Here is a 14,307-nt window from a genome sequence, read left to right on the forward strand (position 1 = left end):
CATGCATACGTAATACCTTGAATTAATGGAAGTGAACCATGCCTCATATAGTTATTTATAACCCAGAACTACGCATTATTGAATCAAAATTGACCGGGGATATGACTTTAGGCGAAGTCGATGAATTCATTACAAAAATTGCGGAAATAACTAATGTGAAGGATTGCCACTTAATATTCATTGATTTTCGCGAGGTGTCACAGAAACTATCGATTCTGGAGATTTATCAATTACCTGACCTTATCAAGAACATCTTCAATTCTTTTGGCGCAAACGTATCGCTCTGCAAACGAGCGAATGTCGTTGCGAACGATCTGGACGACTATATTTTTCATGAAAATGTCATGGTCAACCGTGGACAAATCGAAAAGGTGTTTACTGATATTGACCAGGCAAAAAGATGGTTGATTGAAAATAGAGCCGTTCAATAAGGTCAGCTATGTCCTGACCGTGATGGAAACTACCTGATAGAGAAGAGCCTGTGAAACCATTATCTACTAAAAAGGAAAAAAGAGATGAAAACAAGCCTACTCTGGCTAGGCAGAGTTTTGGTTTCGATTATGGGATTGGCGTTGGTGGGAGCCATTTACGAGTCTGTGGCTGAAGCTGCTGATGCAAAAGCATATCCGCCGCCCGGTCAATTGGTGGACGTTGGCGGACACCGCCTGCATATCAACTGCATCGGCACCGGTAGTCCTACTGTAGTGATCGAGGCTGGATTGGGTGATTGGTCAACATCGTGGGGAGGAACAGTACAACCAGATGTATCGAAGACGACCCGGGTCTGCACTTATGATCGCGCTGGCATGGGCTGGAGCGATCCGGGTCCACTCCCGCGTGATGCGGCCCATTTCGCACAGGAACTGCATACTCTATTGCAGAACGCTAATGTTCCGGGACCTTATATCATGGTCGGGCATTCACTTGGTGGTGCTGCCGTACGAGTATTTGTCCACGACTATGTGTCAGAAGTGGCGGGAGTTGTTTTAATAGAATCGATGAATCCGAAACAAAGTACCCTGTCACCAGAGGTACTGTCTCAGTCGGAATCGCGATCTCAGCCATATTCCTTTCAGGCCACATTGGCTCGTTTCGGAGTTGCTCGCTTGCTGGTGAAAGTACCTGCAATTGCTCCCAGTATGCAAGCCGGTGAGGAAGCCTACTATCCGCTATATGTTCGTCCGCAATCTTTTCAAACGACTGATAACGAAGGACAGGGGATGCCAGCCTCTTTAGCACAAGCGGCTGCCGTGAAGACCTTCGGCGACCTGCCGTTGATAGTTCTAACCGGCAAACAGAATGACATTCCAGGTTGGACCGAATGGCAGTCTGAACTGCTCCAGTTGTCATCCCACAGCCAGCAAATGTTTGCAGAAAACAGCGGTCACAATATTCAAGTGGATGAGCCGCAGGCCGCCGTTGCAGCAATCCTCCAAATGGTTCAGCAAGTTCGTGAGATGGAATCGAAGTAGGCTTTATGATTCGCAAGATAACATTTATAAGTATTACGATATTGGTGTTCGTTTCTTCCGTACTTGGCACCGGCCGATCCTTCGCAAAAGCTGAGCGTACAGAATTTGAAGCGATTGACGCGTACATCACCGTAAAAATGGAAGAACTTGGCATTCCCGGCGCGGCTCTTGTCATTGTGCAGGGCGATCAGATTGTTCACCTGAAAGGGTTTGGAGTTGCCGATGCGGACGGTCGCCCGGCCACACCGCAGACGCCGTTCTTCACCGGTTCTACTGGTAAATCGTTTACCGCGCTTGCCGTTATGCAATTGGTGGAAGCAGGCAAGATCGAGTTGGATGCGCCCGTACAAACGTATTTGCCCTGGTTTCGGGTTGCAGATGTTGAGGCGTCCAAATTAATCACTATCCGCCAGCTTCTCAACCAGACCAGCGGGCTCCCTGTATCCATTGGGCGGGAGCAATTGGCAAATACCGACCTGAGTGAATCTGCGATCGAGAACAACGTGCGGGCATTGGCAAAGATCGAACTGATTGCGGCACCGGGCGAGCGTTATGAGTACTCCAATGCGAACTATGTTACTTTGGGCATGGTTATTCAAGCTTTCACCGGTCAATCCTATGAGACGTACATCCATGAAAATATCTACAAACCCCTTGATATGCAGAACAGCTTCACATCAAAAACTGAAGCTGAACAAAGCGGGCTCGCAATAGGCTATCAGAAGTGGTTTGGGATACCCATCGCTTCGCCAAATCTACCTTTCCCACGCGGCTCACTCCCGGCGGGACAACTCATCCTAAGCGCTGAGGATTTCGGTCATTATTTGATCGCACAGTTGAACGATGGGAACTATCAGGGAGTATCTATTCTGTCCCCGGCAGGAATCGTCGCCTTGCATAGCCCCGACGTTCCGATGACAGGTTCGACGGATTTTTATGGCATGGGCTGGGAAGTGCAACACTTTCAAGATGTGGAAGTGATAAGACACAATGGAGAGGTTCCGGGCTATACCACTGACATGTTTCTTGTGCCAGAGGAAGACATGGCTATTGCGATGGTGATGAACACCTATAGTCCGATGTTGGGGATTCGTATATCGCGACTTCCAAGCAGTGTACTGCGCATGTTGCTTGGACAGGAAGTCATACCGGGAAATGAATTCCTTTATATGCGAATCGTCTATGCACTCGTGATGTTAATTCCTGTCATCCATAGTATCGCCGTTCTGACAACGACTCGCCGCATCCGTTCCTGGCGGAAGAGTGTTCAATCCCCAACGCAGGTGCAAATCGTGCGCCATGTCGCCCTGCCATTGGTCTGGAATGCCGTCGTCGCTTATGTACTTCTTTTTACCCTGCCTGATACCTTCGGGGCAAACATTCCGACTATGATTCTCTTCCAGCCAGATGTCGGCTGGGTGGCAATTGCGAGCGGCGTCTTCGCGATCGTATGGGGAGTAGTGGGGACTTGCATTGTCATTGTTGGACTATATAAAGACCGATTTTCCATGCCTAAAAAGTAATAATAGACCTCTTGCATAAGTGCTCCCGCCGCAGTCCCCGGCGGCGGGGACGCCGCCTTGAGCAAGATAAAATTGTGACTTTTGCAGGAAGTCTAATATTTCTAATATCGTTCCTGGCTCATGATGGGCGGTGTCTCACGCGCTCATCATGAGCCCCGTCATTGTTTCCGTATTTTGGATGAAGAAAGAGCCCAGGAAAATGAGTTGGCAGGACACAAAGAGTACAAGCAGAAGGTCAGGTATCGTTTGATCCCGTTCGTATGGTAATCAAAAAAGGTGACGGTCACCTCGAAGGTAACCGTCACCAAAATTTTTACGCCCGCTAATAATTCAATTCCTTCACGCTCTTGTCGCGCATCATCCTTTGCACGAAATTATCATGATTATCCGGAGAGCCGATCACCTTCCACGTGCTGATGATGGATTTCTCGTTCTTGGCCTGGTGATGCTCGAACACCCGCAGAGATAATGAATCGAACAGGCTGGCGATCCCTTCCACTTTTTTATGGTCGCTCGCGCCAACAACGATCTCATAAGTGCGCGCCTCGCGGATGCGGTCGATGCGGGCTTCCAACTTCGGAAAGACCAATAACACCAACAACGTTACCGCCGTCGCCGCGCTGACAAAGACCAGATCGCCCGCACCGACCCCCATACCAAGCGCCGCCGAAAGCCAGATCGTCGCCGCGGTCGTGAGACCTGCGATGCGCCCGCCTTCGCGGATGATGGCGCCCGCGCCCAAAAAACCGATGCCGGTGACGATATTTGCCGCAATGCGTGTTTGCGTAAAGCCGGGGTCCATCTTCAACGAAAAGATCGTAAAAAGGGTCGAGCCGAGGGTGATCAATATGATCGTGCGGAACCCCGCTGCCTTGTCCTGATATTCGCGTTCCGCCCCGATCACGCCGCCCACCGCGATCGCCATGCCCACCTTGATCAACTGTTCCATCAATACTGGTTCCATTATTTCACCTCTTAAAATTTCAATTGCTCGATCAACATTTCCACTTCCGTTGTCGGCAGTTGGCAGAAAAAACCTTCGCATACATGAACGGTGGCTTTGCCTTCGACCATGACGCGATCTTTTAGAAGCGCAGGCGCATTCTCCTTGATTGGGAAAGATGAAGCAGCCAGCACCACAGCCGGGCGATATTCGGCTCGAACCGCTTGGATCAAACGCTGGAGGTGGAGGTCTTCCGCTTCACCCACAGCCGCAACCTGTTTCAAAGTCCCCGAAGCGAGTTCCGCCGCTGTGAGCCATCTCCCAAACCCGAGCGGATACCGCAGGGCAAACTTGGTGACAAACTCCAACGCTTTCTCTGCAAGATCGCGATAGGGTCCTTCATCGGTGAACGCCGCCAATTTTACCAGCGCTTCGCACGCCAGTGCATTCCCGCTTGGAGTGGCATTATCCTGAACATCCTTCGGGCGGAATAAGAGATTTTCGCCATCCACGGGTGTGTCGAAGAATCCGCCAGCGGGGTCGCTGAATTTCTGGATCATCTCATCCGCGAGTTCTTTGGCGGGGTTGAACCATCTCTCGTTGAAATCGGTTTGATACAACTCCAGCAATCCGAGGATCAATGAAGCATAATCCTCAAGGAATACTTCATTTGTGGTTTTGCCGTCCCGCCAGGAACGGTGGAGTTTGCCGTCCCTTCGCAGGTGGGTGAGGAGAAAATCCGCGTTGCGGGTAGCCAGATTGAGGTAGATGTCATTGCTAGTGGCGCCTTGGCGCCACGAAGCAATCTCCTGTTCATCGTGAGGTTGCTTTGTTTCACTCGCAACGACATTGCCTAACACTCTTGCCGCTTCTGCAAAAGCTGCCAGCATCCAGCCGTTCCAGGCGGTGAGGACTTTATCGTCTGTCCCCGGACGGATTCGTTTTGCGCGCGCGGCATAAAGCTTCGAGTGAGACTCGGCTAATTTTGCCTGAACAGACACAAGGTCAAGCTTGAAGCGGGCGGCGAGGGAGGAGTCATCCAATGCGCGTTGAAGCACTGTTTTGCCTTCCCAATTTCCTTGCGAGGCGACCCCATACGCCGCTTCAAAAAAATCGGAATCCTCTTTCAACACACCGCGGATTTCTTCGAGAGTCCAAACATAGAATTTTCCCTCCTCGCCTTCGGAGTCGGCATCGAGCGAGGAATAAAACCCGCCGAGTTCGTGAGTCATTTCCTTTGCGACGAAATCGAGGGTCTCTGTGACGATGCGCTTGTAAAACGGATCGCGCGTGACCTGCCAGGCATGGAGATAGGCGCGTGCGAGCAAGGCGTTGTCGTAAAGCATCTTCTCGTAATGGTGTACCCAATCGTACAAACGGAGTTGTGTTTTCAGCACGGTTATCAGTCGGTAGTATGGTCTGATGGCTCACTTAGGATTTGAGTTGCCCACCAGTTGGGACTCCATCTCAATTGGCGAATTGACAGGCTGTAAACAAACAAATCCCTGACACACATAAGCTGTTGGGAGATCATTAAATAAAGGTCTATCCTTCAGCAAGGCTGGCGCATCCGGCTCCGGTGGGTAAGCGGAAATCGCTGTTACCTGTCGGGGCCGGAACGTTTTCCAAAGGGTATTCAAAAATTCTTTGGTTTCGGTATGCTGTGAGTCACCGATAATTGCCACTTCACGAGTCGGACCGACAGCAAAATCAGCCGCGCACAACCATTGTGCGAAGGCAGTTGGATAGCGTAGCATGGCTCCATATACTGAGGAAAGCATCTCCTCGGCAAGATCTCGCCAATCCGTCCTATCCCCATATGCTGCCAGCTCGAGTAGGGCAGTAGCGGCAAGCGCGTTCCCAGATGGAGTGGCATTGTCCTGAATATCTTTCGGACGTACAAGGAGGGTTTCATGGTCGTCGCGGGTATCGAAAAAACCTCCGTTGGGATCACTGAAGTGTTCAACCATTTCATCTGCGAGTTTCAAAGCCGAAAGATACCATTCTTTATTCGGATCGGATTGATATAACGCCGAAAGTGCCAGGATCAGCCCGGCATAATCTTCCAAGTAGGCATTGTGCTTTGCTTGTCCCTCCCGCCAGGATCTGTGTAGCCGATTATTTACGTAAAGATTATCCAACAAGAAATGTGCATTACGAATGGCAACTTGAAGATAATCCTGCCTATTCAAATAACGCCCAGCCTCTGCGAAGGCTTTGAGCATCAGGGAATTCCACATTACAAGCACTTTGTCATCGGTGGTAGGGCGGATGCGTGAACTTCTTGCTTCTAAAAGTTTTGCGTGACATTTGGACAATTTCTGCCAAAGTTCTTCTTGCTCCATTTTGAAGCGGGCTGCGAGTGTGGAATCATCCAAGGCGCGTTGCAGGATGGTTTTGCCTTCCCAGTTCCCAGATGGTGTAATGCCATATGCGGCTTTGAAAAATTCGAATTCCGAACCGAGCACTCCCTCGAGTTCGTCTTGTGACCAGACATAGAATTTCCCTTCTTCACCTTCCGAGTCTGCATCCAAACTACTGAAAAACCCACCTTCTGAATGGGTCAATTCGCGCAGGACAAAATCCAGTGTCTCCTCGCAAACCCTACGATGGTCGGTACTGCCAGTGACTAAATATCCGTGAAGATATGCAAGGGCTAGCTGGGCATTATCATATGTCATTTTTTCAAAGTGAGGCGTTCTCCAAAAATTATCGACGCTATATCGGGAAAAACCGCCGCCGACGACATCATACATCCCGCCGCGTGACATTGCATTCAGAACATGGGTGACAGCCTTAAGTATTTGTTCACGTTGAGTTGTATGAGTGGTTGCTCGGCGTAAAAGAAATTCGATGGTCATGGGTTGCGGAAACTTCGGCGCCGAGCCCCAGCCTCCATATCCCCAATCGTAAGATTCAATCAGGCTCTTTATAGCTGCATCCAGAGCCTCTGTGGTTATTTCATTGCTATTCTCGGGCTTGTTTATAGGCGGGCGGATATGTTCGAGTACTTGATTTCCAACTCGATCCACTTCTTGACCATCTTCACGCCATGCTTTGGCGATGCTACTTAAGACTTCTTTGAAGGCTGGCATATTGTAGCGTCGAACAGGTGGAAAGTATGTGCCGGCGTAAAACGGACGCAAGTCAGGTGTGAGGAAGACAGACATGGGCCAGCCGCCAGAGCCGGTCATCGCGACTGTGGCTTGCATATATATACCATCTACATCTGGACGTTCTTCTCTATCCACCTTAATGCTGATAAATTCTTGATTCATCAAAGCAGCAGTTTCAGGATCTTCGAAACTTTCCTCCCTCATGCGGTGGCACCAGTGACAGGCAGCATAACCAATACTCAGAAAAATAGGCTTATTTTCAACTTTGGCTTTGCTCAGTGCTTCTTCACCCCAAGGATGCCAATCCACGGGATTATTTGCGTGTTGAAGCAGGTAAGGAGAGTTTTCCGAGATAAGATGGTTAGGCATGAGTTACCTTTATGGTAATTGCGAAATGGAATTGTAGAGGATTATAGCCCATGCGAATAGGCGGTAACTGATAAATTTGAATCAGGATTTATGTTGGGTGTTATTGTATTCGGATATTTATACCCGTATACCAGATTTGTACCCTGTGGGACAGATCCTATTGCGGTTGTGAGAATGCCTTGCCACTTCTAAAAAATGATCTTGATGTTAATGATGCATAGGTGTTTCAAGAATGTCGCTAATTTTGAATTTAAAACTCCATCTTTTCAACACTAACCTTTGTTCCGCCCGGCATCTCCACTGTGACATCCCCCGGGTCATACATGACCTGGGGCTGACTCCAACGAAAGACCCATTTTGCATCGTCTGGGTTGGCATTGACACAACCTCTTGATGATGGTTCGCCATAATTATTATGCCAATAGGTAGAATGGATGGCAACGCCCGTCCCGACGAACAAACTGACCCATCCCACGGCCGGCAGACTCCAGCCTGCTGATGCGCTTCCTCCGCTTAATGGCAATGAGATCGCCTTGCGCCAAATCGGAAATTCCCCCACCGGAGTTGCCCACGCATCCACAGGATTCCCCCATGCGTCATAAAGAGCGCCGCTGGAAATACGCGCAAAATACACTTCATTGTTGCCCTCGAAACACGATAGGGTTTGGTAATCAATATTGACCACGATCCTTTTCTCTTCGGCTTCGGGATTGATTGGAGCGATTTCATCCGCAGTCAACGGACGAAACGCCTCAGCTGGACCCCAGAACAGGTCGCCGGATCCGAAACGTTCATTTAGCCGATACCAGACCCTGCCATCCGCGTCGGTACGAATCTGATCCACCCAGACCACCTGACTATAGACGAAGCGCGCTGGCAGACTGATAGACTCTCGGTATTGGAGCCAGGGTGCGCGTGGTGGCGGGTTATCGAGAATCAAGTCCACATAAGGAACGGTGACTTCCATCCACATGCCAGCACCCAGACTTGTGTTTGGCAGAGTGGACACTTGCGAATTCGGCAAGTTGCGCACGGGTTGCAGGTTTCCGCCCCACACATAGCCATAGGGAGTCTCGATCCAGCGTTGATTGATCCTGCCGGGCATGGTTCCAACCACCTCCCGAATCCAGGGAACGACCTGATCTTCATATAGCGCGCCAACGATCTGTTCGTTCCCATCAGGACGGGCATACACATCCACCTTGCCAACTGTGATACGCCCCAACAGTTCCGACTGTTGTAATTCTGAAATCCCCTGCCAGGTAAATGGTCGAAAAGCAAATGCGCCGATGCCCAACGCAGAGATTTTTAGAAAATCACGGCGAGTGAGTGGATGTTTTGTCATGGACGGAATGATCGTGATATTGATCCGGCTGGTGGTTGTGATTGTGCATGTTACCCATCATGAAGAAATGCGCCAGCGGGCAAAGCAATGCCAGCCCAATGTACACAACCGTGCTGACTGGTATCTTCAAGAGCAATACCGCCGCCAACCCGATGAGCGGGAGCAGACAGCAAAGCAACATGATCCAAATATGTCGTTTGTTCATTTGAACCTTCTTTCAGCCGCTCCGTTTGAAAGGCGGAGGGGCAACAATCAAGTTTCCATTTTCAATCCTGGTGATAAATTCTTCGAGCGGACGCGGTGGCGGACCGCTAACCACGTTGCCAACAATATCAAAATGACCGTCATGGCAGGGACTGATATAGTGTTCCTGGTCGGGATGCCAGGTAATACGGCAGCCGAGGTGGGTGCAAATATCAGAAAAAACTCTTACATCACTTTCATTCCTTCGGAAAACATACAAACCATAATTGGTTGCAGTCCGCTCCCAGCCATTGACCCTGGTGCGGGTAAATTCAAATCGGGTTGGAATGCCAATCGGATATTTTTCCAGCGAGCCGAGATCGATAAAGGAATCATCTTCGGTTTTTTCAAGCGACGGCGAGAGAAGATAGAAAATGGAAGGAAGACCGATCCCGACGCCGATGAGGGTCCCGACAAACGCGGCGACCGATTTGATGAAGTCACGACGGCTGATATCAGGTTTGCTCGCCATTTTCTTCTCCTGTTATCTCAACTCCCATTCAAAGATGCGAGTGGGGGCATCCACGTTGGCGATGGTCAGGATGAGTTTTGTCGCTCCATCCAAAATAGATTTACCATTCTGCATTGCCGGGAAGATCAACTTTCCCTCCACATGATGACCGCCACGCGGCGCATCCCAGAGGGCGGAGTTGACGCTTATCCCAGTATCAGTCGAGAGAGTTGCGGTTGCTGCAAGATCCATGCTCAAGTCAATCGAATGGGTAGTTAGGACAATACTGAATTCAAGGGATTCAGCAGTCGCTGAGTCGAGGTTAAGAGGAGTGACTTCAAAGATAATCGCTCCCTGATCGTCCATGCGGGTGGCAGGGTCAAATTCAGGGGAGTCAGGTTCCGTCGAAACAGAATCAGGTTGCGGCTGGGTTGGAAGCGGAGACGAAATCGCTGAACAGGCTGTGATAACAAAAGTCAAAATCATCAAGGCGGGAATTATGAGGCGTTTCATTTTGTCTCCAGAAGAACAGGATGTAATTTTTGACGTTCACGATAAAGCACGAAGAGCATGACACCAATTCCAATCAGGTTCATGGCGAGTCCGGTAAGCATGAAGGGACGCTGATAACGGGTGAGAAAACTTGCCGCCGCGCTCAAACCAAGAATGGGCAAAACATCGGTGACATGATGAATGCAACACGCGACCATCGCAGTGGCAGAGGTTCCGCCACTGGCTCCCATCATTGAGCCTGCATGTCCTGTGGATGCAACTGGAATGAATAGACGAAATCGCAGAACGGAATAGAGCGCGGCTTGAACACCAAAGCCGAGGATAATCGGGATGACATACCACCGGTCACGCGCGAATTGCGAGGAGGCATAATCCCAGCCCTGTGCCCAGGTGAGGATGCCGAGATAGAATGAAGCGATGAAGACTGAGCCGAGCAGGAACGTCGCAAGGGGGATAAGAATTCGTTTCACCGTTATTCTCCTTTGGTGTGATCATAGCCCTGGCTTATGCTGGATGTCTTGCGCCAAGTGGCTGAAAAATTGATAGGCAATACTGCCTATGTTTGTCCTCACTGATTCTTTATATGTTCTTCGCACACATCGAGTAGGATATTCAGTCGAAAAGAGTCTTTGTGTTCGGTAATGAATAAATTCATCAAACTACACGGACTGTGAAAATCAAAATAAATCGATTGTGCGCTTTTGTTCGTCGTGTGGCGCGCCAACAGGAGATCAGGAAATCATGGATAGTTTCAACATGCAAAGATATTATCCAGCCGGACAGGAGTATGAAATCGATCCTGTATGTGAAATGAAAGTCGATCCAAAGAATCCGCCCTTTCAGGTTATTCACAAGGGGATGACCTATTACTTTTGTTCCGAGGTCTGCAAGCATCTGTTTGAACGTGTCCCCGATCAATATATTCGAATGGAAGAAGATAGCGAATAGAATCGAAATTGTGAATAAATTGGACAAACCATGACGTATTAGGCAAAAATGCGTATGTTCAACTTGAGGGTGGATGCTGTATAAGTGCGGACGATATTCGATCCAACCAGAAGGAGTTGAACCATATGAATAAGTTTTTGATTTGGAAGATTATGCCCGCGCTGATCATCGCCACTGTTGTATTGAGCGCATGTGGCGCGCCGGCGGAACCTGAAATGACCGAACAACTCACCCAGACCCAACCGGATCAACCCGTTGCAGGATTGGATGGAACAGTTTGGGTTGCAGACGAGGAGGGCAACAGCATTACCGTGATCAATGCGGCGACGAATCAAGTCCTGACCACGCTTACAGGAGTCGAGGGCGCCCACAACCTGCAGGTTGCCCCGGATGGAAAAACCGTCTGGGCAGTGAGCGGGCATGACTCACTGGCGATCATGATTGATGCCGTCACTTTTGAGGTTCATGGCGTGGTGCCGACCGGCATGATGCCTGCGCACATCGTGCTGACGCCCGATGGCAAAAAGGCATACGTTACCAACGGTGAGGACAACACTGTCACCGTGATTGATGTGGAAGCGATGTCTGTAATTGCCACGATCCCCGTCGGCGCGTACCCGCACGGCTTGCGCGTCAGCCCGGATGGAAAGTGGGTTTATGTCGCCAATGCCAAGTCCACCACCTTAAGCGTTATCGATGTTGCCCAGGATGTGAAGGTGACAGACATCGAAGTTGGAGAGCGCCCGGTGCAGGTGGGGTTCTCACCGGATGGGATGGTGAATTACTTTTCCCTCAATGGCGAAAATGCGCTGGGCAAGGTGGATGTTACCGCACAGGAACTGCTTGGCAAGGTGGCAGTAGGCGTGGGTCCCATCCAGGTCTTTGTTTCACCGAACAATCAATATATTCTGGTCGCCAATCAGGGAACCGAGGAAAAACCCACTACCACCATTTCGATGGTCGATGTTGCGATCTTCGAAGTGATTGCAACTGTTGAAACTGGAAAAGGCGCCCACGGAGTCGTCATCGATCCATCGAGCCGATACGCCTACATATCGAACATCTATGAAGACACGGTGTCGGTGATCGATCTTGAGAGCCGGAGTGTTATCGCAACCATTCCAACCGGCGATGCGCCCAATGGCATTAGTTTCTCACCGCTTCCCGCGCCAGCCAATGTCGCATTGGAAATCCAACTTGAAATCCCGGAGGGCGGCATGAATATGCCCATGCCCTAATGGGCACATACAGCCAGATGGTTCTCCTGTCGGTACGCAATGACAGGGGAATTTTTATAGGCAAAATGGCTTAGCCCTGAATGCGCCACGCGGCTCTATATTTCACCTGAAAAAATACATACAATGGAGAACATCCAATGATAGAGGCATAGTATGACCACACTTTCCTTCCTGACAGTTGATTTGCCCTGCGATATGGCTTTGCAGGCGGCGAAGAAAAAATTATCGCAAGGCGGTTTGCGGGCTTTGCAAACCTTTGATCTGCATACCGCGCGACATACCCAACAGGATTGTCCCTGCCCAAATCACGGCACCACAGAATGCGACTGCCAGATGGTTGTTCTGATGGTCTATGGGGAGACTGCTGAACCTGCCACCCTAATCCTGCACGGAAGTGACGGACAAACGCGCTTCTCCATTGCCGATGACCCATCCCAACAGGCAGACAGAAAACTGGTTGCCTCCATCAAAGAGGCATTGGATATCAAGGTGGCGGTGTCTGCCTGATATTCATATAGGCAATATTGCCTATGGATTCCCGCGTCAAATTGCGCTGGATGGATCAAGGGGAAATCCTTATATTCAACTGCTATTCCAACTTTACAGAGGAACCATGATCAGGAAAATATTTCTTTTTACGATAATAAGTCTGGCTTTGATATTGTCGGCTTGCGCGCCTGCCGCGACATCCAATGGGGACGACATGCCAATGAACAATGACAATTCAGGCATGGAGGATGGGACGCCCACCCCGGGCAGCATGATGATGGACAACCCCGAAGCCGCGCACATGATGGAGCCGATTACGGCTCCCAACGTCCAGCCAGCCACAGAAACTGAGGGCGGACAACCGCTGGAATATCGCGAGGAGAATGGCGTCAAAGTTTTTGAATTGACTACGAAAGCGGTTCAATGGGAGATTTTGGATGGGGTGACTGTGACTGCTTTTACGTATAACGGAACTGTGCCTGGACCGATGATCCGCGTGACCGAGGGTGATCAGGTTCGGATAATCGTGAAGAACGAATTACCCGATCCGACCACAATCCACTGGCACGGTGTGGAGGTTCCCAATGCAATGGACGGCGTCCCGGGTGTCACCCAGGACCCGATCCAGCCGGGCGAGACGTTTACCTACGAATTCACTGCCAAGCCGGCAGGAACCTTTATGTATCACTCCCATTATGAAGGTGATGTGCAGGTTGGCGCCGGGCTGTACGCGCCGTTCATCATTGACCCAAAGGAACCGGATGCCAATCCACCCGTTGTGGATAAAACCCTGATGATCTCGGAATGGCGCATGACCGATGGGCAAACATTTGCCGCCATGCCAATGGGCGGGATGGAGCCGAACTATTTCACGATCAACGGCAAGTCCTTCCCTGCCACCGAAACCATTACCGTCAAGAAAGGGGATCTGGTCCGGCTGCGCTTTATTGCCATTGGTCAGTTCATACACCCTATGCATCTGCATGGTGTGCCTTTCAAGATCGTGGCGACCGATGGGCACCCGGTCCCCGAGGCGGCGCAGTTGACCAAGGACACGGTCAGTGTTGCCCCGGGTGAACGCTACGACATTGAATTCATCGCCACCGAAACCGGTCAATGGATGCTGCACTGTCACATCCTGCACCACACCACCAACGATAACGTCGAGCCGGGCGGCTTGATGTTGATGATCGAAGTCGTTGAATAAAATACTCAAGGAGAGAGTAAAAATGCGAAAGATGTTCTTTATCAGTATGTTTGTCATGTTGGCGGCTGTACTGGCGGCTTGCGGTGGATCCGCACAGCCTGCCGCCCCGGTCGAGTCTGGATCGTCGAGCCAGGTAAACATCACGGTGGCGTCCAATCCAAGCCCTGCCATGATGGGCGACATGGAATTGATCCTGATTATCACGGACGGAGACGGCAAGCCCATCGAGGGTGCAACAGTGGATGTCTCTGCCGATCATACGGACATGACCGGCATGGGGATGAGCGGTCTTGCCACCGAGCAGGGTGGAGGGCGCTATTCCATCAATGCCAATTTCAGCATGAGCGGCAATTGGAAGATAACCGTGTATGTTCGCAAGGACGGATTGGATTACAAGGAAGATATCGAGTTCAAGGTGCAATAATGAGCCGCCTAAAGCGGGTGTCACAT

16 protein-coding genes are annotated in these 14,307 nt (G+C 50.4%); 8 read left to right on the plus strand and 8 right to left on the minus strand.

Annotated elements, in window-relative coordinates; translation table 11 throughout:
- Positions 1 to 38 precede the first annotated feature (38 nt).
- The 3 genes from HS100_16295 (at position 39) to HS100_16305 (ending at position 2,995) form a co-directional block, all read left to right on the plus strand.
- Positions 39 to 431, plus strand: coding sequence for a hypothetical protein (locus tag HS100_16295; protein ID MBE7435477.1), 393 nt, complete (start codon positions 39 to 41; stop codon positions 429 to 431).
- An 84-nt stretch (positions 432 to 515) separates the two neighbouring features.
- Entirely contained in the window at positions 516 to 1,472 is a 957-nt protein-coding gene (locus HS100_16300) for an alpha/beta hydrolase (protein MBE7435478.1), read from the plus strand.
- 5 nt (positions 1,473 to 1,477) lie between these two features.
- Positions 1,478 to 2,995 (plus strand): beta-lactamase family protein, encoded by a 1,518-nt coding sequence (locus HS100_16305; GenBank protein ID MBE7435479.1) that lies wholly within the window; start codon positions 1,478 to 1,480, stop codon positions 2,993 to 2,995.
- 322 nt (positions 2,996 to 3,317) lie between these two features.
- Here HS100_16305 and HS100_16310 read toward each other — a convergent pair whose 3' ends face one another.
- The 8 genes from HS100_16310 to HS100_16345 form a co-directional block, all read right to left on the minus strand.
- Entirely contained in the window at positions 3,318 to 3,959 is a 642-nt protein-coding gene (locus tag HS100_16310; GenBank protein MBE7435480.1) for an MgtC/SapB family protein, read from the minus strand.
- A gap of 11 nt (positions 3,960 to 3,970) precedes the next feature.
- A complete protein-coding gene (locus HS100_16315) occupies positions 3,971 to 5,335 on the minus strand; it encodes a thioredoxin domain-containing protein (GenBank protein MBE7435481.1) in 1,365 nt (454 codons plus the stop codon).
- A 30-nt stretch (positions 5,336 to 5,365) separates the two neighbouring features.
- Complete coding sequence (locus HS100_16320; protein MBE7435482.1) at positions 5,366 to 7,423, minus strand: thioredoxin domain-containing protein; 2,058 nt, start codon at positions 7,421 to 7,423, stop codon at positions 5,366 to 5,368.
- A gap of 250 nt (positions 7,424 to 7,673) precedes the next feature.
- A complete protein-coding gene (locus HS100_16325; protein ID MBE7435483.1) occupies positions 7,674 to 8,768 on the minus strand; it encodes a L,D-transpeptidase in 1,095 nt (364 codons plus the stop codon).
- Positions 8,740 to 8,973 carry a hypothetical protein gene (locus HS100_16330; protein ID MBE7435484.1) on the minus strand — a complete coding sequence of 78 codons (234 nt, stop codon included), beginning with the start codon at positions 8,971 to 8,973 and terminating at the stop codon, positions 8,740 to 8,742. Before HS100_16330 ends, HS100_16325 begins: the two co-directional genes overlap by 29 nt.
- A gap of 12 nt (positions 8,974 to 8,985) precedes the next feature.
- Positions 8,986 to 9,483, minus strand: coding sequence for a ubiquinol-cytochrome c reductase iron-sulfur subunit (locus HS100_16335; GenBank protein MBE7435485.1), 498 nt, complete (start codon positions 9,481 to 9,483; stop codon positions 8,986 to 8,988).
- Between the two features lie 12 nt (positions 9,484 to 9,495).
- The gene (locus HS100_16340) at positions 9,496 to 9,975 is read right to left on the minus strand and encodes a hypothetical protein (protein ID MBE7435486.1); all 480 of its coding nucleotides are present in this window, start codon (positions 9,973 to 9,975) and stop codon (positions 9,496 to 9,498) included.
- A complete protein-coding gene (locus HS100_16345; GenBank protein MBE7435487.1) occupies positions 9,972 to 10,445 on the minus strand; it encodes a hypothetical protein in 474 nt (157 codons plus the stop codon). The genes HS100_16340 and HS100_16345 overlap by 4 nt, the downstream gene beginning before the upstream one ends.
- Positions 10,446 to 10,731: 286 nt before the next feature.
- Here HS100_16345 and HS100_16350 point away from each other — a divergent pair, with 286 nt between their 5' ends.
- The 5 genes from HS100_16350 to HS100_16370 all read left to right on the plus strand — a co-directional run bounded on the left by HS100_16350 (position 10,732) and on the right by HS100_16370 (position 14,281).
- A complete protein-coding gene (locus HS100_16350; GenBank protein ID MBE7435488.1) occupies positions 10,732 to 10,923 on the plus strand; it encodes a YHS domain-containing protein in 192 nt (63 codons plus the stop codon).
- Between the two features lie 215 nt (positions 10,924 to 11,138).
- Positions 11,139 to 12,161 (plus strand): beta-propeller fold lactonase family protein, encoded by a 1,023-nt coding sequence (locus HS100_16355; GenBank protein MBE7435489.1) that lies wholly within the window; start codon positions 11,139 to 11,141, stop codon positions 12,159 to 12,161.
- Between the two features lie 153 nt (positions 12,162 to 12,314).
- A complete protein-coding gene (locus tag HS100_16360; protein MBE7435490.1) occupies positions 12,315 to 12,668 on the plus strand; it encodes a hypothetical protein in 354 nt (117 codons plus the stop codon).
- 106 nt (positions 12,669 to 12,774) lie between these two features.
- Entirely contained in the window at positions 12,775 to 13,857 is a 1,083-nt protein-coding gene (locus HS100_16365; protein ID MBE7435491.1) for a copper oxidase, read from the plus strand.
- A 22-nt stretch (positions 13,858 to 13,879) separates the two neighbouring features.
- Positions 13,880 to 14,281 carry a FixH family protein gene (locus tag HS100_16370; protein ID MBE7435492.1) on the plus strand — a complete coding sequence of 134 codons (402 nt, stop codon included), beginning with the start codon at positions 13,880 to 13,882 and terminating at the stop codon, positions 14,279 to 14,281.
- Positions 14,282 to 14,307: the final 26 nt, after the last annotated feature.

This window comes from Anaerolineales bacterium, from assembly GCA_015075725.1.
Classification (GTDB): Bacteria; Chloroflexota; Anaerolineae; order Anaerolineales; family Villigracilaceae; genus Villigracilis.